Origin of the sequence: Legionella sp. PATHC039 (genome assembly GCF_026191275.1) — a bacterium.
Lineage (GTDB): Bacteria > Pseudomonadota > Gammaproteobacteria > Legionellales > Legionellaceae > Legionella > Legionella pneumophila.
Genome location: NZ_JAPHOP010000001.1, coordinates 66,455 through 89,640, shown reverse-complemented (window position 1 = coordinate 89,640; position 23,186 = coordinate 66,455). Strand labels below are relative to the sequence as shown.

The following is a 23,186-nucleotide window of genomic DNA, read 5'->3' as shown; positions in this document are numbered from 1 at the left end:
AACCATGAAACGAATACTATGCCTGACCTTAATGATAATAAGCCTGCAATGTTCAGCGAATAACCCTGATTTGAATGAAACACTGGTACGCATTATTAATCAGATTAACGCCATCATGCCGTTACTTGATGAAGCGCAAACACAGATAACACCAAATGCTCGCATCCAATTGCAAATAGAAGGATTTGAAGATCTCCAAGGCCAGCATCACGCCGGCTTGAGAGAAGACTTGCTAAACATCCGCAACGGCCTGATTGACTATATCAACCAGCCCATCATTGCCCCTCGAAAAATTAAACCATTAGAAATGGACTTTGTGAGGAAACCCTAATGAGTAAAGACGAAATAGCGAGAATGTTTGCTTCAACATTCAAACAAGCCAGCAACAACATCTCAGCCCAAGTCTTTTCCAGCAGTATCCGTTTTATTGCCATAAGCCTGGTGATTTTAGCGGTGATGTGGTGCGTCAACCACATGATGGGAGCCGAGGAAAAACAGCAACAAGGATACTTGCTGAACTTCGGCTCTCGAATGGTCAGGCTTGTCATTGGCCTGATGATTTTCATTTTAGTGTTATTCGTTAAGGAGACAACATGAAAACAACGCTTCGCACGCTCTACCTGGGAGCTGTCAATCTTTTTTACGCCCCTGTGTTATTGGCAGATAACTGGTTCCCTAAAATTTCTGATGCGGACAACATCGGTGACGGTTCCAAAAGCATGATGTCGGTAACAGGCAATTACGTCAAACAGGGTCTTGGCTTATTGCTGTTCATCACCGCAGTCGTGACCTTTATCAAGTTCATTACCACTGTGCAACACGGTATTGAAGAATCCAAAAAGAACGAAGGTTCCATGGTGGCCTTCGGTACTTTTGCCGTAATGGGGATTACCTATTTAGCCATTAGCATCGCTTCTGGTTATGTGGGTTACACCATGATTACCAAGTTCAAAATATAGGAGGTGAAATTATGAGTCAGCCTTCTTCGCGCCATCTATCACATGACTTCCCAGCCTGGAAAGGCTTAAGTCTGCGTGAATTGTTTTGGATTGTCATCACTACAACACCAGTAACCACCCTGCTTTTTATCCTTTTAGGAACAATGGCAGGATATCCACTGGCCGCTGGCTGCATCGGTTTTGTGATTGGATTCATCCTCTCCATTACCGTATGGCCAAAAGGAGTCGCCCGTATCAAAGCAGGCAAACCTTATGGTTATGTGATGAAGAAAACCATTCAAGGGATGGTGCGATTAAGGCTCAAACACTCGCCCTGGATTCATTATCAAGGACGGTGGCAAAAGAATAAATCTGTTGGAGAGCCTCATGTTTGAATATTGGAAAAAAATCGACAGCCTACAGCATCATAACCGTTTATTACTGGCTTTTATCGGTCTGTTATCAGCGATCGTTTTGGCCTTAATCATTAACCTCATGACCATGCCCAAACGCTATGAGTTTTGGCTAAGCCCTAATATGGCGGCCAATGGCGGTTTAATGAAAGCAAGCGATATCCCTAATGAATATGTGCAAGGATTTGTGTCCTCATTAATACCAACGCTATACACCTGGTCTAATAAAGGCAAAGAAGAATTTAACCAAAATATCAAAGCCTTTCATTATTATTTTACCCCTCGTCATGAACAATTACTTAGAGATACGCTAGGTGCATATAAAAACGCGCAGCTTTTTGACCGCAGTCAAGTAGCAAGCCTCTATCGTTTCATGGAACCCCAGGATATTAGAAAAATTGCTCCTGATACTTGGGAGGTAAAATTAATCCTGCGCATTACTCAAAGACTGAAAGACAACAGCGGCATGGTGATTGCTGACAAAGTAGTGGCCTATCACCTGCGTGTAGTCAAACTCAATTTGTCTCGTTTACACAACCCTTTCCAACTTGCTCTCGATGGCTACACCCGTCCTGAAGAACGGGTACAAGATTTATTGGTCGACACGGAGGAATCCCATGAAACTCATTAAACACATGTTATTAATAATTGGCTTTATGCTCACGCAAGTAAGCTACGCGCTGCAAAGCGAACACCTGGTTTGGGAAAAAGTCCCTTTAACGATTGAATTACCTATCAATAAAGAAAGGCTCGTTCAATTTCCCCAGGCCATTAAAATCATTGATCAACAGCTCAGTACCAACTTAGATATTCTGAAAGTAAAAGGCAGTCTGTATTTAAAGGCTAAAGACACCTTCAACGATGCACGTTTGATTGTGCAACTCCTACCCGAAGGCGAAGTGGTCATACTGAATCTTAAAGCCAATGAGAAAGCCATTAATACCACTCCTATTGAAATCCTCATTGATGATCCCAAAGTCACCCATCAATCAAGTGCAAGCCAATACGAATACAATGCCATACAACTCACTCGTTTTGCCATTCAAGCCTTGTTCTCACCAGAGCGTGTCAGAGATATTCCAGAAGGCATTTATCGTTCGCCCATGCAAACCAATAAAACTATCCCCTTATTTTATGGCGCAAGCATTGAAGCTCACCCTCTGGCTTCATGGCGTGGCGGTAGCCTCTATGTAACCGCGGTCGATTTAAAAAACCTGCTAAATCAACCTGTCAAACTGCAATTTTCAAAACTCATGGGGCATTGGCAAACCGCAAGTTTCTATCCCAAAAGTGAATTGCCTCCGCGAAATCAACACGAAAGTACAACAGTCTTTGTGGTTTCTGACCAACCCTTTGCCACAGCGCTTACTCAACACGCGAGGTACAGCCGATGAACAAAAACAAAGGCATTAAAATCTTAGCTGGATCGGTGGTTTTTGCAGTCGTCATGATTCTTATCAATAGCCGTCATAGTACGCCTATCCATGATGACACACCTAATCCAAACAATTTTCATGAAGCCATTACCAGCCAATTCAACGACAACATCCGTGATGTGTCTGCAAGACTTCTGGAAACAGAAAAGAAGCTGGAACAAATGCACAAGGAGAATAAATCGCTGCAAAAACAATTAAAGCAACCGATACAAGAAGCAAGCCATACGCTACAAGATGAATTGCAAACGCTGAAAGAAAAGCTCTCAGCACTTACCGATCATCAAACTCAATCCTATCCCATGGAAGGCAACCAGGCGCCTGTGTCTGGCCAAATCAAAGATCTGGATGGATTGTTGGATAAAGCCCCTATTGAGAGCAAAATCTTTGCAGACCAAGACTCATCAACCAAAGAAGAAGCGCCAACCAAAACACCCTTCTATACCATTCCGGCAGGTAGTGATTTTAGCAAGGTTACGCTTTTGTCTGCCCTAATGGGTGAAGTACCTGTTGAGGGCAAACTAATGCAGCCCTTATTTCCTTTTACCGCAATGGTCAGCCGTGGCGATTTAATGACAGCCAATAGGATGCAATTGCCGGAAGAAATTATTGGTATGAAAATTAGCGGTTACTCCATTGGCGTAGGCTCCTTTCTCGATAACATCAGCTGTGTTCGCGCATATGTCACCTCAGCGTTATTTGTCTTTGAAGACGGACATTTCGTCAGTATTGGTCAGGAACAAATGAAAAGCTCCGCAGAGCTTGTGAATAATGACAGCATTGGCTACCTGACTACCCAATTCGGCAATCCTTGCATTAAAGGACAGTACATCACTAATGCTCCCAGAGTTTTAGCTGCTTTCATGGCTGCTGGCGGTATTCAAGGAGCCGGCAATGCTTTATCCAAATGGCAAATGAGTTATCAAGCCGAAGGCGGTTCTGCTATTGCCACGCCTACTGGTGATTTAGCCCATTTCGCAGCAGGAGGAGCCATCAACGAGGGCAGCCAAAAAATTACTGATTGGCTTGAGAAAAGAATACAAGGTAGCTTCGATATGGTTTTTGTTCCAGCCAGCATCCGCAGCCACTCAGGCTTTATACCAAATCAATTCAGTCTTCATTTCAGTCAAACCATAGCCATTGATAAAGAACACCAAGGGAGGGTATTAGATTATGGTTACCATCAACAAAAGAACTTTGACAATGCTTTGCGCTAGTCTGGCTTTGAGCGCTTGTTCAACCGCCAATATATCGCAAAGCGCCATTCCTGAGCAGGGATTAACAGTCAGTCAGCTCTATCAGCAAAGCTTGCAACAGCCTGTACAAAAGGCTGTTGTTCAACAGGTACGGTTTGAGGATTCAGGCGAAGAATTTAAGCAGCTGCCGAATCCCGAAGTGCCTATCCATATTTTTGCTCATGTGGCTCAGCTTGGCGATGAACAAATCATCAAACCAGCCTATACCACACGCTTTTTTCTTTACAAGCAAAATCAATATGCCCTGGCATCAGAACTGTATTAAGGAGGCATGATGAAACGATTATCTAACTGGTTGCTTGGGGAAATGAATCCCCAGGTTATAAAGGAACAAACTATTAAAAAGCAATACGCCAATCCTTTGCCCTCGTTTGCTGACAGACTGGCTATTGTTGATTTCAACGAGCAAGAACAAGTGTTTTTATTTGCCGATGGAAAAAGTTTAGGTTCAGGGTTTGAGCTAGGTGATATTCAAGCCGAAGCAGCTTCGCCTGAATACTTGCAAGCTGTCTTTAATAAAATCCGCGATACCTTTGCAACGGTAGTTCCCCTTCATGCGATAGATCCTTGGGTCATGCAAATGTTTGTTCAAGATGAATATTGCCTTGATCCCGTTATCGATCATATTAAATCCAAAATCCCACAACAACTCGTTGAAAATCCACTAACGCAAGATTACATACAACGCCTGCAAGATCTCTACAACAAAATGACCAGGCCAGAAGGTTTATTTCTCGATCCGAAAACAGGTGCGCCTTATCGTGGCCGCAGGAGAAGAATCCGAGTATTGTTTTATAGACAATTACATCAAACCACTCTACCCCGCGAGCAAATTCTTCTCGAACATCAGGAAGTCGTCAGTCAGATTGAAACCAAGCTACGTTCGCCAGGCCTCGAAATCAAACGTCTTACAGGCCAGGATTATTATCAATGGTGGATACGCTGGTTTAATCCTAAATCAGCCGAGGAGATCTTGGAACAATATCCCTACCCTAATCCCATACCCGCAGGTTTTAATCTGGCACAAAATATATTCTTTTCCCCGCCTGAGAGCGATGAGCAAGGATTTATCTTTGAAGGCCGAAAACAAAGAATCCTGTATGTTGATGGTTTAAAAGAAGCGCCCATTATTGGTTTAGTCTCCCGAGAAAGACAACAAGCCAATCCTAAGCAGCGATATGCGCTTTTAGATACTTTGCCAGAAGGAAGCATCTACACCATTCAAGTCGTCTTTAGCCATGATGAAAATCTTGATTCCCATTTAACACGATTAGAAAAGGGAATTGTGGGAACCAGCCTAAAACCCCAAGAGGTCAGAGATGATATAAAAACAGCCCGCAATGAATTAAGTACTGGCAATCGTCTGTTCTGGGTTAATCAAGCCGTTTTTTATCAAGCCGAAGATGAACAACAAGCTCAGGTTACAGAAAAAAACCTACATACCATTTTCAACGATGCAAAGATGCCCTTAATTCATTCCAGCTATGATATCCACCCTTTGAATTCCTGGCTCAATGCCCTACCGTTTAATTTCGATCCCCACTATGCCCGTAAGTACTTATGCTTTGACCGCCTGATGTATGCCACAGAGCTTGCGGCTTTACTTCCTGTTTATGGACGAAACCAAGGCGCAAGACATTTACCCTGCTTTCCATTTTTCAACCGCTTAGGCGAACCTGTTTTCTTTGACTTACTTCACCATGATTTTATTAGCCAAAATTCGCATTGTGCGATTTTCGCCAACTCTGGTGGTGGTAAGTCAGTTTTAACAGGTTGGATGATTCAATCACTGCTCGCCATGAAAAACGCCCGTGTAGTCCTTTTTGAAATGGGGAACACGTTTGACCGGATGCTCATTCATGCCAAAGCCCATGGCAAAAAAACCAAGCAGTTATTATTGAGCAATAAGAAAGAGGAAGCCGTTCCATTAAATCCCTTTTGCGAAGCATATAAAGCCATTCCAGAAATTACAGATAATTTAAGCGCGGAACAAGCTGCTTTAATGGCTCAAAAAATCATGGATCTTAAAGATCCTGCAAATTCAGAAGATTTGGCTTGTGGTGATGGTTCTCGCGCATATCTTGCAGAGCTTGCCTTGGCTTTACGTACCATGATTACAGAAGCCAATACCCTGGAAGAAGAACAATTTACCTTGGCTGATGAAACGCTGCTTATTGAAGTATTAATTGATGCCATCCTAACTTCATTTAACAATGGCATACCACAAATGCTGACTGAGCATATTGTAAGTAGCTTTCAACGGCGGCTAGATAAAGAAACGGTGGTTCGCAAGAAAGACCGAATTCTGGATATGCACGACCGATTAAACAGTTATGTCATTAACAGCGCGAAATCACGCTTCTTTAATGTGCCAACAGAGCCTTTAGGTGATTTTGATATCTTTCATATTGATATTTCTGCCATTAAAGATGACACCGGAAAACTGGCTTTGGTCATGGTGTCTTTGTTGCCAAGAATACTGGCCATGGCTGAGGCCACTCAAAACGATAATAGGCCAACCTTTCTTTTTATTGATGAGTCCCACCTGCAATTTCAAATCCCTTCTGTGGTGACAGTGTGTCTACTGGTTGCCAAAGTAGCTAGAAAGCTCGGGCTTTGGCTGGTTGCGATTACCCAAAACGTCACCGACATGAATTCTGAAAAGGCTGCAAAGATTTTATCGTTAATTGAAACCTGGATTTTATTGGGATTGGATGAAAAAGAAATCACGGATGTGAAACGCTTTAAATCCTTAACACCGCAGCAGGAAACATTAATCAGAGATATTGATTCGCAAAAAGGTTTGTATGCAGAAGCAGTTTTATTAGGGTCACGCTACCAAGGATTATTTCGCGTCATTCCACCTCGCTACCTGCTTGCCCTCTTAATGACTGAAAAATCAGAAAAAGCACAACGCCACCTTTTGGAGATAGAACATGATGTCCTGGTCGCCGCTGAAATCATGGCTAAAAAGCTCGAACAACCAAAAACAACTACTAATAATAGGGCTTATTTTTATGACTAATACTGCCTTTGCTTTAGAAAGCACAAGCCCGCCTCATCCTGTGAATACCTTCACAATTGCCACACGGGTTTTGCAAAAGCTGTTTCATAACAGCCATTACAAAGTCATTGGTTCTTGCACTTGGACGGTGGGACATTTACCGCCAAGACTTGAAGTCACCCCTGCGATTGAACAGTTTTTGCCAGATTTGGTGATTACTGTCAGCAATAAACCAGAAGAAAATCCCTGGCTTGAAGCACGAACCCTTTATGAAAATAAAGCAGCAAGAACGATGTACCAACAAGCCTATAAAGCTGCAACTGGTTCAGCGTTGGGATTTGGTAATGACAGCGGTCAAACCACAGACCTTCATATCAATGACGAACGCACGCGCATTGTTGATGTGATTGGCAGCCCTGCTGCATTTTACCGTATCCCCTATCTATCACATAGGCCGGAAACTGGTTTTGGCGTTCCTTATTATTTGGCCGAAGCTGATGCAGTCATGGATAGAACAGAAGCAGCTGAATTGCTGTATATGGGAACGCATCCTCATCTGTTAATCAATCATGAAATCGGCACATTGACACAACATTGGGGTTCTGAAATTCCAAGATTGATGCGCGTAACGCAACCCTATAACTACAGAGCGTCAGTTGTTGCAGCCATGCACACGGTTGATATTGTCACTAATAAAAATCCTTTGCATGTCACCAAGTCAACCAGTAATTCCTGCGGTAAAAACTGTGTAGTGGCTAATGCCATTTACGACCCACAAAACACGAAAGTCATCTGGCAGGAAATCTATCCTTTAAATCGCAATATTCACCCAGGCGACGCACAGGATTTCGGCATTGAAGACGAAAAAGCCGGAAACGGCAATTACGTGTTTGTCCTTTGGCGCAAATACCGCGGCTGTATTCAACATAAAGGCAAACTCGTGAACTTTCTTACTTTCCCCAAGGTTGGGCAACCTCAAAAACGATAGGACATCATCATGAAGAAATCTCTATTACTAGCTTTACTCATTCCAACACTGACTCATGCTGGCAGCTTTATGCCAAGCCAATCAGATTACTATTATGAATTAGGAGGAACATCCAATTTATTTATTCCACCTGTTAATAAAGACCAAACACTGGTTATTGGTGCCGATATTGATGGCCGTATGGGATTCTCTTGTAGCGGTTTTAATCCTGTCGTATCCATTACCAATACTTTTCAGGACTTGAAAAAATCAGCGTTAAATATCCCTGGCGGTGTCATTGATAACCTCAAAGGCTCTGTCGCAGGATTTCCACTTTATAAGCTACAGCAGTCCATGCCTGCTTTATATAATGTTCTACAAAATGCCGCATCCAGCGCACAAAATGAATTCACTCTCAAGGTTAAGGATTGCCAAGAAGTCAAACAAGCTCTGGAACAAAACCAATCGCCAATGGAAGGCATATTATCAGTATCCGATAGTCAAGGATGGCTCGACGCTGCCAAACGAGCTAAAAAGGAAAACGTCGATGTGACCGAGACATCGAAAAGCATCGCTCAAAAGCGAGATGAATATGGTCTGCCCTGGATAGGCCACGATAAAGGCAATGCTGGCGGTAAGTTTCAACGTCCCATTAAAGTCATCAATGATGTGGTCATTGCTGGCTACAACATCCTTTTAGAGAGAAAACCCTTAGATTCTTTGGAAAAGCCAAGTACCAAAATCCCTATGGTACAAAGCTGGCCAACACCTACCGACGCAGCAAATTGGGCAGTTAAGGTTCTTGGCGACATCCAGGTCAGTAGTAGTGAGAACAAACAAAGCCATGATGCTAAAGCAGGAATTGGTTTGTCAGCTTTATTGCAAAGCTGTGCGAACGCCAATACTTGTAGCCAGAACATTGCCAAAGCCTTATGGAATTTGGTCAATGGTACATGGAAACTGACCGAGGAAAATCTGCATAAAGTCAGTGCTTCCAATTTACTGATTACCGATGAAGTCATTACCACCATTCAACATCTACCACGCGAAGAGCAAATGCTCACTGTCTCTAAACTGGCTGAGGAAATCGCTGTTCAAAATATGTTGGATAAAGCCTTGATGATGCGCCGCATCCTACAAGCAGGGTTACAAGTGCAAGAAGTACAGAATTTAAAACCAGCTATGAATATGGTCTTGTTTGCCCTAAAAAAATTGGATGATGACATTCACTCCTTGTCCTTTGAAAACGATGTCCGCAAAAAAATAATGACCGAAACCTTGGGAACCATCATGGATATTAGACATCAAGCCCAAAGCCAAAACATCCCAGGCCAGGATCACGAACAGCCTGCTGTTAAAAATGGCGCAATTTACGTTAAAGAAAATAAAGGAGCTTAATCATGATTGTCTTTAATCCTTTATCCCTCTACACCACCTATCTAGGCTGGCAACAGTATGAGGTTCTATTCAACGCCCTGTGGCAAACAGGGCTTTTGTACCTTGGCTTTTTGGCTATTGGTTATCGCTTTCTTAAAAATGTGCTTAATCCAGCGGGTGCGTTCTATGCGGTTGAACATGCTTTAAATAATTTTCTATATGAACTGGCAGTTACTTTCCTGACATGCAGCTTATTTGTCTATCCTTGTGTACCGTTGGAAACCAAAGCCCTACAATTTAAACCCTTGTGTGGCCTAAAAAACCCAACGACTGCGGTCATTGGCGACAGCGGAACAACTTATGATGAAGCCTTTGCAGATCTGCTGACTAACCAGGTCAAAATTCCCATAGGTTTTGCCATCATTCAGAACTTCATGTCGAGCTTTACTTACAGTCTCATGAAAGTAACGGGTTGTACCGACAGTTTGCAATCCATTCAAGGTGATTTGGTATCAACCTATCTGCCACAGAATATTCGCAAACAAGCTCTCGATTTTCATAGACAATGTTTTATCGAAGCGAGAACGCAATTCAACAGTGAGAAGCATGAAGCCAGTGAATTAGATCCTATGCTAAAACGCTATGGCGGTGAGGATGATCTAAACTGGATGGGTTCTAAAATCCTGCAAAAAATGTATTACAGCAAACTTCATGCACGTAAACCTGTGCCTGGTTTTACTTTCCATCAAGCCCCTAATCGTAATCTTGAAAAAGCGGCTAATCGCGGTGATATCCCACCAGAACAATTGCCAGAAGACGGCTATCCAAGCTGTCAGCAATGGTGGAGCAAAATCAAAACTGACCTGGTTGAAGTCTCTAATCAAGCCAGTATTTTTAACAAGCATCTAAATTACTACGCCATGCTGGATAGGGTTCGTCAATATAAAGTAAAACACCCGAAAGCCTGGAAAGCAGACATCAGCGCAGAAGATTTTATTGCGAAAATGCTCTTGCAAGAAAGCAGGGACATGCAGACCAGTTCTGTGCAAAACCTCATGGACAATAACAATGGAAAGGTCGCATCTGCCATTACCCATAGCTTGGTCAATGTCGGACAATGGACAAAATCATGGACATCTACACCATTGAAAAGAGAAGCCATCATGCAAACCTTACCTGTAATGCAGGCGTTTTTCATGTTCTTTTTAATCATTCTCACACCAATGATTTTGTCTTTGAGCTGCTACAGCACCAGAGCATTAGGCAGCCTGTGTGCCTTATTTGTCATGGCTATTTTTCTTCAATACCTCTGGCATTTAGTCGGATTTCTTGAGCGTTCAGTACTTGATCCATTAGGTGAAAACGATGCGATTTCTGCCATGAAGAATATGGCTGTGATGTTTTACTTTGTCGCGCCTGTTTTATTGCTGAGATTATCAAGTCATTTTGGCGGTGACGCTGGGGCTGGTCTTATGGATTTGGTTAATGGCTCAGATAGGCAGAGTGAAAGCATGGCGCAATCCGGTATGCAGGTAGCCAAGACAGGAGTAAAAATTATTTCAAAAGGAATTCGATGAATATGTTAAAGCACATCCTTACGTTCAAGAGCTTCATTGTATTCACGAATAGTGATCAAGCCATTCTCAAGTTTATCTTGAGCCTCATAAACAGACATATAGCGTTTGGCAGGTTTATCCTCTGCCACTCCAACAATGGCATCAAGAACAACGGCCAACAACCGAAATACCTTTCTCATTTGGAGTTATCCCTATGATTAAACATTACATCCGTTCATCCATTATAGTATTAATTCAAACCGTTTTACCAATCATTGCCTTATTAGCGATTGCGCCCTGGTTCATTAATAGCAATCTACTAACTCGCTGGCAAAGCACCTTCACTACCATCCAACCATTATTTCTTGGTCTGCATGGAGTGCTCTATTTAGCCCTTATCCTGTTATGGCCAAAGCTAATTTCGCACCTACAGAATCAATACCAACTTACCACAGAGCAGCTGATCACCGCCTTAAAAGCTCGTTGGTATCTGTTGGCTATTTTTGTATTTATTGATGCCTTGATGATCGGGAGCCGACTATGAGCAATTACCCCATTAATAACCTATTAAGAGAACCAACAGAAGCCTGGTCAGCCATTACCTGTTTGTCTCTCTCCTTACTGGCATATACCCAACCGCATTTGTTTTTACTAACACAGACTATGGGATTATATGCTGCGCTCGCATTATTAATCCCTGGAATTTATAGAGCCTGGCAAGCAATTAAAGTAAAACAGTATCACCGAAGATTATTAGCCATGCCCACCTATGCCCTATCCACCACAGAAATACCTTTATCCAAAAACTGGTTGTTCTTGGGCAAAGGCTTTCGCTGGCGACCAAGCCACACTCAAAAGCTGCATCAAATCAAACAGGTCAAAAATGAAAAGTTCATGCAACGAAGCTCTTGCTACCAACTTGCCAGAAGATTCTGCCAAAATCATGAACATACAAAGCTAGCCAAATGGTTAAATACAAATTCTAAACTAAACCCTTTTAGACCTGATCCACCTGTTGGCGGTAGTCCTTTTTTGCATGGCGTTGGCGAAGAAGATAAACCTGTATACATCCCTCAAGATGTACGAGTAGGCCACACTTTCGTTGTTGGTACAACCCGAGTGGGAAAAACCCGTTTAGCCAGCATTTTGATTAACCAAGACATCCGCAACGGTGATGCTGTCATTGTTGTAGACCCGAAAGGCGATCAAGATCTGGTTAGAGATATGATCGCAGCCTGCAAAGCATCAGGACGAATAGAAGATTTCAAAATAGTACATTTAGGGTTTCCAGAACAATCAGCACAATACAACCCTTTAAAGAACTTCGACCAAATCAGCGAAGTTGCCACACGCATCACTGATGCAATATCCGCAGAGGGAGAAGGAAAACAATTCGCAGCCTTCGCATGGAAATACGTTAATATCGTTGCTATATGTTTAGAAGAAATGAATCAACCCATTACCTACCAAACAATAGCCTTCTACATCAGCCGATTAGAGCAATTATTAATGTCCTATGCTGATAAGATTCTTCCTAACCACTACCCTAACTATCATCAAGAGATAGATGACATCATCGACGAGCATGATAGTAAAATAGGCAAAAATAATAAGACTAAATCCCCAATGGAGCGTCACCAGGCAGTTGTGCAATATGTCAAAGACCACATCAACAAAACCATCAAAAGCAACAATGCTGAAGCCCTGCACGACCAAATCTTAATAGACCTCTACGACGCAGCCATTATGGATAAACATTATTACGACAAAATCACAGCCAGTGTCGGACCCGTACTGTCTGAAATCAATAAAAGTAATGCCTCAAAAATCCTATCGTCAAAAGATCAACCAGGCGATATTGAGCTGATGGACGTAATTAAAAATAAGAAAGTGCTTTATATTGGCTTAGATAGCCTAACTAACCCCAATATTGCCCAAGCTGTAGGTAAAGCCTTCTTATCTGATTTGGTATCTACTGCTGGTAAAATCTATAAAGAACCCAATGCACGATACACTTTAAATCTGCACTGCGATGAGTTGTCAGAGATTATCCAGGACTCTTTTGTGAAGATTCTAAATAAAGCTGGTGGTGCCGGCTTTCAGGTAACTGCTTATGCTCAAACTATACAGGATATGGAAGTTGCTCTTGGTTCCAGGGCTAAAGCGGAAGTTTCAGAGGGAAATTTTAATACACTGATTATGCTGCGCGTTAAAAATGAAGAAACAGCGAATTTGCTAGTTAAAGTACTGCCTCAAGTTGATGTTGTTTGCCAGGCGCAAGTTTCTATGGTTAATGATACACCACATGGAGATGAGGGTGTTTATTTTACTACTACTAATGAAGACCGTGTTCAAACATCCTCTGTTCCAATGATTAATGTAGATGACATAATTTCTCTACCCAAAGGTCAGGCTTTTATTTTAGTTAACGGAGGCGAAATATACAAAACACGACTCCCTTTACTTACTACTACCGACCAGAATGACCTTAGTAGGATACTAACAAAGCCATTATCTTCTGACTGTTGAAGAAAAGTATAAAAGTATTTAATTAAAAATTTATTCTATACTATAGAAAAATGAAGCAAATATAACATGGCCTATAATCAACAATACAAAGAAGTTCATTTTAAATCTGCCGAAAAATTTATCGATTATTTAATGCCGTATAAGACTCATTGGATGACAAATTATTCAGACATGAGTGAAAAAAGATGGATATTTAGAGGGCTTGGAAATGCTAATTACAAACTAATCCCATCAGCGTGGAGAAATAAGAAACTGTTGCATAACTGCATCAAAAATCACTTCACTAGTATTCAAAATTACTCATCACCATGGACAGGAAATATACACGACTTCATGCGTTCAGAAAAAATAAATTCAAAAAAAGCCAATAAATTCTTTAAACAGATTTTTGCAGAAATGAGACTTATAGAGGATTTTACTAAATTAGCAAATCAATCAAGATTACCTGTAGAGTGTGTGCAGCCATTTGACGTATCAACCAATTTTTTAAACTTTAATCAAGAACAAAATTTCTGGATGGAAATTTTATATGGCTATAAAAAATGGTCAAATCAAATAGATGAAATATGTCAATCAAATCAAAATGAAGAGAATCAGGAATACTATTGCAGTATGGAAGGATATTTTTCATCTGAATTCAACAAAGTAATGGTAGCTTACGCTCAACATCATGGTATACCAACAAGACTTTTAGACTTTACTTACAACCCATTAAAGGCAGCATGGTTTGCTCTATATCAACACGCAAAAAAATCAAGATTGAAGTCTGATAAGCTTGCAGTAATAGCAATCAATTTAGATAGCCTATTTGAGTTCCCACACGCATTCATTTCTTACTCTACATACTTCGATCTGATTGACAATTTTAAACTTTCAGATTTTCATAACCTTTATTATCAGGAAGGACTTTTCTTAAATATGAATAGCGCAAATGAATTCTATTACAAGAATGGATTTTGGCCTGATTTGGTAGATTACAAGAACTATTTTATTGAGTTTACTGATGATAGAGTTTTTTTGAAAATTACACTAGATGCGAGTCAACACGAATCCTTACACAGTATTTTAAATTCGCTTAACATTAATAAGCATATCTTAATGCCTTCATACGATAATGTAAGTAACTTCATATTAGAAAAATACCGTTGATGCCTGATTTCTGCGTCACTGCAATTCCCCAGCAGTGACGCAGAAAAATCACCTTGATTTTACCGCGTAAAATCAACACATTTCAGCATTTTGTCCGATCCCGCCAATCGGGATTGGACAAAATTCTTCATAAAAGCCCTTGCGAAGCAAGCACCGCTTTGCTAATTTGGAATTAAGCATGACTGATGAGCTGGTGAAATTCCGGCGAAACGTCAACAGACGTCTTATGCTAAGCCACTTCATTCCTTAACCCGTGGCTGGACGTTCAGTAGGAAAAACCATCTAGGAATCTCTGTCATCCGACAGGGCAACTCCCTCGGGAGTTTAAGTCAATTTATTTCAATTTGACCATGGACTTGTATGACAAGAGCCATTGTCTTGTCGTTTTTATTAATCATCAAAATAAGGAGGAAATAAACACCCAAAAACTGTTGTAAACCGGCGAAATCGTTTGCCTTATAACGATTGATTTGCCCCCTAATTCGAGCTTAATGGCTTTGGCCAGGTTTCATCTTTGAGTGAGCCGCTCGTTCAACACTAAACCAAAGACAGGGCAAATAAATTTTTATCGGATGGGATGATGAGAAAATACAGCTTAAGACAAACTGCCAATCAATATTTAAAGCTCGGCAATCAAGGCAGTTACAAAATCAAAAAACAACGAGCATACGTCATTCGTAAAATGATTGATGATCTCTATGCCATTGGTGATGTGCCATCTTCCTGGAAAGCTATCCAATCACACCATATCCACCAATTGGTAGCTCATTGGAAAAAGAGTAAAATACGTGCCGGCACGATTATGAATCACATGACTATAGTCAGGCATTATCTAACCAGCATAGATTGCCTCATTCCCAATATAGACAATCAATCTCTACAACTTAGTAAAACCACCAAAAAACGTAAAAGAAAACTCAAAATCCAGCATGACCTATGGCAATCATGGGACAATTCAATACCGCGCCTCATTATGGCATTACAAACAGAATTTGGCCTGACCTTTCAAGAAGCCATTTATATAAAACCTGAAATTAACATTCAAGCAGACAGCATTTGGATAACCAGAAACATCGCGTTTAATTCCTTAGATAGAACAATTCCTATCAGATTTGAAATGCAAAAAGCTATCCTAAATGAAATCAAAAAGCTTACTGACGGTAAATCCATTGCTGAATTTAACGATTATGAAGACACCAGAGTTGCCTGGCGAAAATCTTTAAAAAAACATGCCTTACCAATTAATAAAGCATACCGCTATCTCTATGCAAAACAGATAGCTCAGTATCTTTTACCCCTATTCGGAAAATATGAAGCCTATTGGGTTATTCGCAGTGAAATGGGCATCAAATCCCGTGATTCTTTATGGAGGTATCTCAATGAGTAAGTCCAAACTTAAAAATGCCCAGTATTCCATCAATGAATGTATTAAGAAAATCCAAAACTACTCCCACGCCAGCCGAGCAGATATGAAACACATGTTGAATCGCTGCGTCAAAGACTTGCACGCATTAGGCTACATGGTCACACACGTAAAAGGATTAAAACCAAAACACATACACATCCTGGTTGATCACTGGAAAGGCCAGAATAAAAACCCCGCAACAATAAAAAATTACATGGCTAAACTGCGAAAAGTGGCCTCGGTGCTAAACAAACCGGAGCTGGTTAAACAAGGTAACGATAGTTATCAAATCAATAAACGTAATTATGCCCCTCAATATAATAAAGCAATCAACAACGTCGATTTTTCCAAATGCTCAGACCCTATGATCCGTTTATCCCTCGAAGCCCAATCCCTTTTTGGCCTCCGTCGTGAGGAATCAATGAAGATTGTGCTCAGTGATGCTTGGCAAGGAAATAAATTGGTTATAAAACCCAGCTGGACAAAAGGTGGAATAGGGCGTGATATTAAACTAACGAATGAGCAACAACGACTATGGCTACTCAATGCTACAAAGCAAATTCCTGCTGGGCTATCCCTCATTCCTAAAGAAAAGACCTATAAAAATCATCTAGCACACTATCACGAAGTAATAGAAAAAATGGGGTTAAGCAAATGCCATGGGCTTCGTCATGCTTATGCTCAGCGAAGATATAATGAAATCACAAAATCCTATGATAAAACTGGTAAAGGCCTTATATGCCCAATACAAGGTGGTAGAACATATAAAGAACTTAACCCTCTTGAAAAATATTGGGACAGAACCGCAAGAGAAATTATAAGCCAGTCGCTTGGGCATTCGAGATTGAGTATTACAAAAATTTATTTGGGCTGACAGTTTTCAACACATAATTTCATTCGATATGGTTACTTAATCATCTCATAATCGGAATAAATTTCATGCAAAACGCCTTTTACATCAGTACCTTTAATTGGCCAACATAAGGTTTTCCAAAATGCCCACCCCAAAGCTCGTATCCAAGTATTATTATCCAGTTGAATTGCGTTCTTAAATGCCGTTCGTTCTTCGCCAGAAAAGAAATTCCATGCTATTACCAAATCGCATGCAGGATCACCTACAGCAAGTTGGCCAAAATCGATTAGTGCACGCAACCTTCCATCACGAACTAAAATATTGCCAATAGCTATATCCCCATGAACCCAAACAGGTTTTAAGCGCCATTCAGAAGAGAGTGCCTGTTGCCACAATGATGAGGCAAGGCTTTGCTCATGAGCATCTTTAATTTTAGGAATTGCAAGTTGTACTTCATGATCATAGGCCTTTAACGAACCACCTCGATGAAAATTATGTGCGCCAGCCAGAGGCCCACCCGTGGCATCTAAAGATTGAAATTCTTTTAAAAACTTACCTAATGCTTCTGCAAAACATTTTATATCATGGATATTCTGTCTTGAAGCAATCTCCCCTTCAATCCAACGATTGACACTCCAATGCCATGGATAATCTGGTGATGGTTTTCCAAGTGCAATCGGTTGCGTGATTTGAAACGTGAGTTGTTTAGAGAGCCATGGCAACCATTGATATTCTTTATTTATTTGTGGCTCATATTCCTTATCACTAGGTAAACGAATCACCATTTCTTCACCTAAGTGAAATGTTCGATTATCCCATCCACTCTGAGCAACTGGATGTATCGGTAGTGATTGCCATTGTGGAAATTGCTCAGCAATCAGCTTTTGGACTAAGTGGGTGTCAATTTTTACTTGATCCATTAATGTCTCTTTATAGTATATTTTTATTAGGCTATCTTAACATATATCTAAAAATGCATTAAAAGCACTCTTCATATCGAGGTAAAAATGATTGTGATAAAAAAGCTGGATGGATTGCATATAGATGAATTGTCATCCTATCTCAATCATTACCAAGAAACGACCATGTTCATTAGGAACAATTTATACCACTCGGGAATTACTTACCAAGATGCACCATTTCACGGAGAATATTACGGCTCCTTTGAAAACAATAAAATTAATGGTGTTTTAGCTCATTATTGGAATGGTAATGTGATGATGCAAACTGAAAATTTTTTTGCATTATCAGCGTTAGTAGAAGAATTTGATCTTAAAAGAACAAGACCAATTGCCGGGATACTTGGCGAAGATAGCCAAGCCGCTTTCGTCATTGATAAACTAAACCTAGAAGCGTCCCTATTTGCCATTAATTATCAGGAAAAGTTATTCTTACTTAATCTCGACAAAATGACTTCACCTCAAGCAATTCATTCATATAGCTGCACACTCAAACCAGTACAAGATTGCGACATGGATATCATCAAGGAATGGCTTATCGCTTATCATATTGAAGCTCTCGGGGACGATGCTGATAATCCCACACTTGAACAATCCATTATTGATGAAATTCAAGATACGCAGCTTAGCCAAAATCGATGGGTTTTATTTGTAAATAACACTCCTGTTTCCCTTTGTGGATTTAATGCCAATCTACCTGATATTGTACAACTTGGCCCCGTTTATACCCCGTCTTCATTAAGAAATAAAGGTTTTGCCAGAATTGCTGTGTATCTTTGCCTAAAACAAGCTGCCGATCGGCAGGTCAAAAGAGCAATATTGTTCACCAATGATAATTCCGCTATATGCGCATACCAAGCTCTTGGGTTTCACCAAATTGGAAATTACCGACTGGCACTGTTAAAATAATGTGCTTGTTGGAGGTAAGATGTATGGTTGATCTTGAAATCTTTAGTTTAGTCTCATTAATTTTTCTAGGTATAGTATTTGGTTATATTGCCGGACGATATCGTAAACGGGCAGCTGAAAATTGCGGTGAAGCTCGAGTCAGGCACGCTTTAGCAAAGTATTGCCAAAACAAAGACGCTCATGTTCTAAGCAATATTACTTTACGTTTAGAGGATGGTTCCACAACTCAAATCGATCATATTCTAATTACAACTAAAGGCATATTCGTTATAGAAACAAAGCATTACAAGGGATGGATATTCGCTAAAGCCAACTCAAGAAGCTGGTCTCAATCGCTCTATTACGATAAATTCAGCTTTCAAAATCCCATCCATCAGAATTATAAACACGTTAAAGCCATTCAAAAGACCTTTGATTTCATAGAACCACAGTATATCCATAATATCGTGGTTTTTAGTGGGGAAGCCGTGTTTAAAAGTGCCAAACCTCATAATGTTTTTTATATAGAAGAATTAATTTCTGCAATCGAGCAATACCCCGATGGTGTCTTAAGTTTAAATCGTGTTCAGTTTTGCGTTGGGCGATTAGAGTATTTACGCCTGGCATTAACATACGAAACTGATGTTGAGCATCAGGCATATTTAACGCAACGATTTGGTAATCGTTGCAGGAGTTAATTAAGGCAACATCCGGCTTGATGAATCACCAACTATCGAAACAGATTCCCTATCACTAAAAGAGCACAATAAGTTCATTTGCGTTCATTTAATATCACCAAGAAAAAAATCTTGATTTCCAATACTGGCTTGGTAATCTGAAAGCAACACAACTGATGAGTCAGTGCAATTCTGACGAAACCACCAGGTCTTGTGATATGCCATCTTGTTCCCTTAATTCCATGGCAAAGCGTTTAGCAGGGAAACCCCATCAAGAGATGTTTTACGGCTTTACGCCCGAGGAGTGCTTTAAGCACATCATCATTAATAACCAGGTAAATCAACCGATGTTTCGGTGATCTTTTTTGCATAACCCAATTGGGATGAACAGTCCTTTTTGGGGCTAATCCTCCCCTACCCCAAGGAGCTACCATGCAACAACAGGAACCAGTACAACTTGAGATTGAACATTTGCTCTTTGAACTAAATTGTTGTGTGAATGATTTAGGCCGTCATCGACTTCAAATCAATACCCATGACATACAGCAAGCAGAGTTAAGTTTACACAAATTGGAATCCCTGATTTCCTTTGTTAAACAGTTCGATACTCAACGAATCGCTTGTTAATTGAAATAATAAAAGTCTTATCCGCATAACAGAAAACCACCTGCCTATGCGGATATTTTTCTGTTATGCGGCTCACATTAAAAAATAACAGGAGAATACAATGACTGCATCTTTAAATCGCGTTCAATTAATAGGTAATCTCGGTGCTGATCCTAAAAGCATCGCCGGAAAAGACGGACAATCTTTTGTCACCGCCACTTTGGCTACTAATGAGTCATTCAAACAGAATGATGAATGGCAAACCAGAGTGGAATGGCATCAGTTGGTGCTTTTTGGAAAGCTGACTAAAGTCGCTGAATATTTAAAGAAAGGTTCGCATGTCTACCTTGAAGGTAAATTGCGCTCCAATCAATGGACTGACAATGAAGGCAAAGCGCGTCAAGCCTTAAGCATCGTTGTTAGCCACATTCAGCTTCTCAGTCCACCAAAATCAACAGATGAATCCAGCAAAACCGCAGAACAGCATATGGCTCAAATGCGTGAAATGTTGCAACCGGTTTCAGAAGAAATTCCGTTTTAATCAAACCCAATCACGGGAGCAAGCTCCCGTGTGGGATTGCTCCATTCACATAAGGAGATAATCCCATGGACACCCCTTCAATCTACGTCGCCTGTTTAGCATCGTACAATAACGCCGTCCTGCATGGTGTCTGGATAGATGCTACTCAAAGCGAAGATGACATCATGAAAGAAATCTGGGAAATGCTGGATAACAGCCCAGAACCCAATGCTGAAGAGTACGCCATACACGATTATGAAGGATTCGGCAGCATCAAAATTCATGAGTATGAAGGAATAAGCAACATTGTGGAGTATGCCTCATTTATTCAAGAACACGGAGAACTAGGCTTAGTCCTTCTCTGTGATTATTCAGTAGATGATGCACAAACCATGTTAGAGGATCATTACCAAGGTTGTTATGATTCAGAGGTTGATTTTTCCAGGCAATTATTTGATGACTGTTATGCTCATCAAATGCCGGATAGTTTGATCTGCTATTTTGATTTCGAGGCTTTTGCTCGGGATCTTTTTATCAATGATTACTGTTCGGTTGAGTGTGATGGACAAGCTCATGTTTTTTCAAATTATTAAGCCCTCAAAGGGGCTTTCAATCTTTATAACAATTTGATATAACCAACCATTCTTATAATCATCTACACATCCTACTCGTAGGACCGATGTATTAAAGTAGTGTGAAATGGGTAATTTAATAAAATCCTTGCAGAAAAAATCCTTAACTGATGCCACTCAATTGTCATCGCTGTTAAGATATTCTTTGCTAATTGCAAGAAAACTAAACATTCCTGATTTTATTAAGTGGGTAGAAAATGAATTAAATGGCTACAATAATTGCATAGATTTGCCTATATACAGAACGTCGAGAGGAATATTACAAGGCCTCAATCCTTACCGAGGCTGGATCCCAATTATTTTACCAGAGCCCAAAGTAGAAGATACAATTCTTACGGTTCAAATAACCCAATCCATAGCTGAAATCGAGCAACTAAAATCTCATAGAGATTCAGCAAACGAAGGGCTCCTACAGCAAGTATTGACTGGTTCGCAAGAGCAAATAATTCAAAAGATGATTGATTATCCGGCGCAAATTCGCCTACTCGTGCCTCAAACCAGCCTAGATAAAATTATAAATGCCGTTAGAAATATCATATTGGAGTGGTCAATGAAATTAGAAGAGGAAGGTATTTTGGGAGATGATATTGACTTTTCTACTGAAGAAAAGCAAATTGCAGAGCAAAGCCATCATATTCATATAAATAATTTTACAGGTTTTATTGGGAACATTACTAATAGTCAGGTGAATCAGACAATAGGTGTTACAAAAAATGATTTAAATAGCCTAAAGTCCTTGCTTTCCGGCCACGGAATAGATCAAACAGACTTAGTTTCACTAGAGTCTTGTCTACAAGACGATCCCATCCCTACACAAGCAAACACTTATGGTAACAAGATAAGCGCTTGGCTGGGTAATATGATTTCCAAAGCAGCCCAAGGTACTTGGAAGGTCAGCATGGATGTTGCCTGCAGTATTTTAACATCAGCACTTAATAAATATTATGGATTTGACTGACAGCCAAGAGTAGCTGTATTGTTTTTTTATTAAATCTCCTTCTTTAAAGGAGCACTCTCAAACGTCTACTAAGATAATTAGCTAAATCGTTATAATCACTTCTTCGGAAAATGAAAAAAATGTCAGATAAACGGTGTCTATTTTTTCTTTCAGTTTAAAAAAATTTGTTGGCTCTTCTGTCTTATTAACAGGGTCAATCTGTATCAGTACAGGGTGAAACTGCTTAAATTGATGAATTTTTCTAAGCTGGATCGTAGATTCTTCTATTTTCTTATCAACTGCCTCCATACTTAATCCATCTGTATTTACATTCACCATTTCATTATATTTTTTCACTTCATCATTATATTTATCTCTATCATCAGTTGAAATATATCCAGCTGGAATATGAAGAGGTAATCTGTGAGCCGTTAAATCTCTCATTTTTTTTATTTCGTTATATATGTCTTTAAAATCACATAATTTGTTATATAAATAATTCGATTTTTGTTTCAGTTCGTTAGCAAACTCTTTGTTTAGTAGTGAAATTGTTATTTTTTTTCGATGAGACTCATTAATATCTGGAAATATATTGTATCTGTATTTAATTATCCATGTCAGATTATCCAAAGCCCCAAACATATTGTAATAAAAGGAGTTTAAACACAAATTTGCGTAAGCAAAATCATTATTAGGTAATGGTCCTACTATTGTGTCATCCTGCGATAAACCATTCAAAAAAATATATGCCTCTCGTATTTGAAACGCTCTTAAAATAAATCCAAATTCGAGATATGAAGTAACATTAGGATCTTGAGAATTATTTTTTAATTGAATTGCTTTCTCAATTACACTTAAATCATACATATGTCTCATAAATAGATCTCTCCTGATGATTTATCCTTAGTCTAATTATCGATCAGTATAGCCAATATAAATCATGATATCTTTTATGTGCGTAATTTATTATCATATATTAAGCTTCGGGAGATCGTCGTATTTGAGTACGACATTGTACGACACAGTACGCCATTTGTAGGAAAAACCCGCGGCAAAATTTATAATAAAATCAAGTGGTTAAAATTGT

26 protein-coding genes are annotated in these 23,186 nt (G+C 40.0%); 23 read left to right on the top strand and 3 right to left on the bottom strand.

All coding sequences use genetic code 11. The annotated features are described in order from the left end of the window. Positions 1 to 4 precede the first annotated feature (4 nt). Genes OQI99_RS00445 through OQI99_RS00390 form a run of 12 tightly spaced genes read left to right on the top strand, consistent with a single transcriptional unit; the run spans position 5 to position 10,965 of the window. Positions 5 to 331: an RAQPRD family integrative conjugative element protein gene (locus tag OQI99_RS00445; RefSeq protein ID WP_028384167.1), complete on the top strand. Its 327-nt coding sequence runs from the start codon at positions 5 to 7 to the stop codon at positions 329 to 331. Next, positions 331 to 597 carry a hypothetical protein gene (locus tag OQI99_RS00440; protein ID WP_010946731.1) on the top strand — a complete coding sequence of 89 codons (267 nt, stop codon included), beginning with the start codon at positions 331 to 333 and terminating at the stop codon, positions 595 to 597. Before OQI99_RS00445 ends, OQI99_RS00440 begins: the two co-directional genes overlap by 1 nt. Then, complete coding sequence (locus OQI99_RS00435) at positions 594 to 959, top strand: hypothetical protein (RefSeq protein ID WP_011213425.1); 366 nt, start codon at positions 594 to 596, stop codon at positions 957 to 959. Before OQI99_RS00440 ends, OQI99_RS00435 begins: the two co-directional genes overlap by 4 nt. Before the next feature lie 11 nt (positions 960 to 970). Beyond that, positions 971 to 1,333 (top strand): TIGR03750 family conjugal transfer protein, encoded by a 363-nt coding sequence (locus tag OQI99_RS00430; RefSeq protein ID WP_265731030.1) that lies wholly within the window; start codon positions 971 to 973, stop codon positions 1,331 to 1,333. Further along, the gene (locus OQI99_RS00425) at positions 1,326 to 1,982 is read left to right on the top strand and encodes a TIGR03746 family integrating conjugative element protein (RefSeq protein WP_265731029.1); all 657 of its coding nucleotides are present in this window, start codon (positions 1,326 to 1,328) and stop codon (positions 1,980 to 1,982) included. Before OQI99_RS00430 ends, OQI99_RS00425 begins: the two co-directional genes overlap by 8 nt. Then, positions 1,969 to 2,745: a TIGR03749 family integrating conjugative element protein gene (locus OQI99_RS00420; RefSeq protein ID WP_265731028.1), complete on the top strand. Its 777-nt coding sequence runs from the start codon at positions 1,969 to 1,971 to the stop codon at positions 2,743 to 2,745. Before OQI99_RS00425 ends, OQI99_RS00420 begins: the two co-directional genes overlap by 14 nt. After that, a complete protein-coding gene (locus tag OQI99_RS00415; protein WP_265731027.1) occupies positions 2,742 to 4,001 on the top strand; it encodes a TIGR03752 family integrating conjugative element protein in 1,260 nt (419 codons plus the stop codon). The genes OQI99_RS00420 and OQI99_RS00415 overlap by 4 nt, the downstream gene beginning before the upstream one ends. Next, positions 3,958 to 4,305 carry a TIGR03751 family conjugal transfer lipoprotein gene (locus tag OQI99_RS00410; RefSeq protein WP_265731026.1) on the top strand — a complete coding sequence of 116 codons (348 nt, stop codon included), beginning with the start codon at positions 3,958 to 3,960 and terminating at the stop codon, positions 4,303 to 4,305. Before OQI99_RS00415 ends, OQI99_RS00410 begins: the two co-directional genes overlap by 44 nt. A 9-nt stretch (positions 4,306 to 4,314) precedes the next feature. Beyond that, complete coding sequence (locus OQI99_RS00405) at positions 4,315 to 7,065, top strand: conjugative transfer ATPase (protein WP_265731025.1); 2,751 nt, start codon at positions 4,315 to 4,317, stop codon at positions 7,063 to 7,065. Next, complete coding sequence (locus tag OQI99_RS00400; RefSeq protein ID WP_265731024.1) at positions 7,058 to 8,032, top strand: TIGR03756 family integrating conjugative element protein; 975 nt, start codon at positions 7,058 to 7,060, stop codon at positions 8,030 to 8,032. Before OQI99_RS00405 ends, OQI99_RS00400 begins: the two co-directional genes overlap by 8 nt. A gap of 9 nt (positions 8,033 to 8,041) precedes the next feature. Next, positions 8,042 to 9,409: an integrating conjugative element protein gene (locus OQI99_RS00395; protein WP_265731023.1), complete on the top strand. Its 1,368-nt coding sequence runs from the start codon at positions 8,042 to 8,044 to the stop codon at positions 9,407 to 9,409. 2 nt (positions 9,410 to 9,411) lie between these two features. Then, on the top strand, positions 9,412 to 10,965 hold the full coding sequence (locus OQI99_RS00390) for a conjugal transfer protein TraG N-terminal domain-containing protein (protein ID WP_265731022.1): 1,554 nt from the start codon (positions 9,412 to 9,414) through the stop codon (positions 10,963 to 10,965). A 5-nt stretch (positions 10,966 to 10,970) separates the two neighbouring features. Here the strand turns inward: OQI99_RS00390 and OQI99_RS00385 are convergent, their stop codons facing one another. Continuing rightward, positions 10,971 to 11,144: a hypothetical protein gene (locus OQI99_RS00385; protein ID WP_265731021.1), complete on the bottom strand. Its 174-nt coding sequence runs from the start codon at positions 11,142 to 11,144 to the stop codon at positions 10,971 to 10,973. A gap of 14 nt (positions 11,145 to 11,158) precedes the next feature. On the opposite strand from OQI99_RS00385, the gene OQI99_RS00380 reads away from it, so the two are divergent. From OQI99_RS00380 to OQI99_RS00360, 5 genes are all read left to right on the top strand, one after another. Next, positions 11,159 to 11,488 carry a hypothetical protein gene (locus OQI99_RS00380; RefSeq protein ID WP_265731020.1) on the top strand — a complete coding sequence of 110 codons (330 nt, stop codon included), beginning with the start codon at positions 11,159 to 11,161 and terminating at the stop codon, positions 11,486 to 11,488. Beyond that, positions 11,485 to 13,473, top strand: coding sequence for a type IV conjugative transfer system coupling protein TraD (gene traD, locus OQI99_RS00375; RefSeq protein WP_265731019.1), 1,989 nt, complete (start codon positions 11,485 to 11,487; stop codon positions 13,471 to 13,473). The genes OQI99_RS00380 and traD overlap by 4 nt, the downstream gene beginning before the upstream one ends. A 66-nt stretch (positions 13,474 to 13,539) precedes the next feature. Next, the gene (locus OQI99_RS00370; RefSeq protein ID WP_265731018.1) at positions 13,540 to 14,622 is read left to right on the top strand and encodes an FRG domain-containing protein; all 1,083 of its coding nucleotides are present in this window, start codon (positions 13,540 to 13,542) and stop codon (positions 14,620 to 14,622) included. Between the two features lie 580 nt (positions 14,623 to 15,202). Further along, positions 15,203 to 16,009 (top strand): phage integrase N-terminal domain-containing protein, encoded by an 807-nt coding sequence (locus OQI99_RS00365; RefSeq protein WP_265731017.1) that lies wholly within the window; start codon positions 15,203 to 15,205, stop codon positions 16,007 to 16,009. Beyond that, positions 16,002 to 16,901: a phage integrase N-terminal domain-containing protein gene (locus OQI99_RS00360; RefSeq protein WP_265731016.1), complete on the top strand. Its 900-nt coding sequence runs from the start codon at positions 16,002 to 16,004 to the stop codon at positions 16,899 to 16,901. Before OQI99_RS00365 ends, OQI99_RS00360 begins: the two co-directional genes overlap by 8 nt. A 32-nt stretch (positions 16,902 to 16,933) precedes the next feature. On the opposite strand, the gene OQI99_RS00355 is transcribed toward OQI99_RS00360, so the two are convergent. Further along, the gene (locus OQI99_RS00355; RefSeq protein ID WP_265731015.1) at positions 16,934 to 17,800 is read right to left on the bottom strand and encodes an aminoglycoside phosphotransferase family protein; all 867 of its coding nucleotides are present in this window, start codon (positions 17,798 to 17,800) and stop codon (positions 16,934 to 16,936) included. A gap of 87 nt (positions 17,801 to 17,887) precedes the next feature. Here OQI99_RS00355 and OQI99_RS00350 point away from each other — a divergent pair, with 87 nt between their 5' ends. The 6 genes from OQI99_RS00350 to OQI99_RS00325 all read left to right on the top strand — a co-directional run bounded on the left by OQI99_RS00350 (position 17,888) and on the right by OQI99_RS00325 (position 22,120). Then, a complete protein-coding gene (locus tag OQI99_RS00350) occupies positions 17,888 to 18,748 on the top strand; it encodes a GNAT family N-acetyltransferase (protein ID WP_265731014.1) in 861 nt (286 codons plus the stop codon). 23 nt (positions 18,749 to 18,771) lie between these two features. Further along, on the top strand, positions 18,772 to 19,425 hold the full coding sequence (locus tag OQI99_RS00345) for a nuclease-related domain-containing protein (protein ID WP_265731013.1): 654 nt from the start codon (positions 18,772 to 18,774) through the stop codon (positions 19,423 to 19,425). 411 nt (positions 19,426 to 19,836) lie between these two features. Further along, positions 19,837 to 20,031 carry a hypothetical protein gene (locus tag OQI99_RS00340; protein ID WP_094091845.1) on the top strand — a complete coding sequence of 65 codons (195 nt, stop codon included), beginning with the start codon at positions 19,837 to 19,839 and terminating at the stop codon, positions 20,029 to 20,031. A gap of 100 nt (positions 20,032 to 20,131) precedes the next feature. After that, entirely contained in the window at positions 20,132 to 20,551 is a 420-nt protein-coding gene (locus OQI99_RS00335; RefSeq protein WP_265731012.1) for a single-stranded DNA-binding protein, read from the top strand. A 65-nt stretch (positions 20,552 to 20,616) separates the two neighbouring features. Then, positions 20,617 to 21,123 (top strand): antirestriction protein ArdA, encoded by a 507-nt coding sequence (locus OQI99_RS00330; RefSeq protein ID WP_265731011.1) that lies wholly within the window; start codon positions 20,617 to 20,619, stop codon positions 21,121 to 21,123. Between the two features lie 106 nt (positions 21,124 to 21,229). Then, positions 21,230 to 22,120: a hypothetical protein gene (locus OQI99_RS00325; RefSeq protein WP_265731010.1), complete on the top strand. Its 891-nt coding sequence runs from the start codon at positions 21,230 to 21,232 to the stop codon at positions 22,118 to 22,120. 81 nt (positions 22,121 to 22,201) lie between these two features. On the opposite strand, the gene OQI99_RS00320 is transcribed toward OQI99_RS00325, so the two are convergent. Then, positions 22,202 to 22,975 carry a hypothetical protein gene (locus OQI99_RS00320; RefSeq protein ID WP_265731009.1) on the bottom strand — a complete coding sequence of 258 codons (774 nt, stop codon included), beginning with the start codon at positions 22,973 to 22,975 and terminating at the stop codon, positions 22,202 to 22,204. Positions 22,976 to 23,186: the final 211 nt, after the last annotated feature.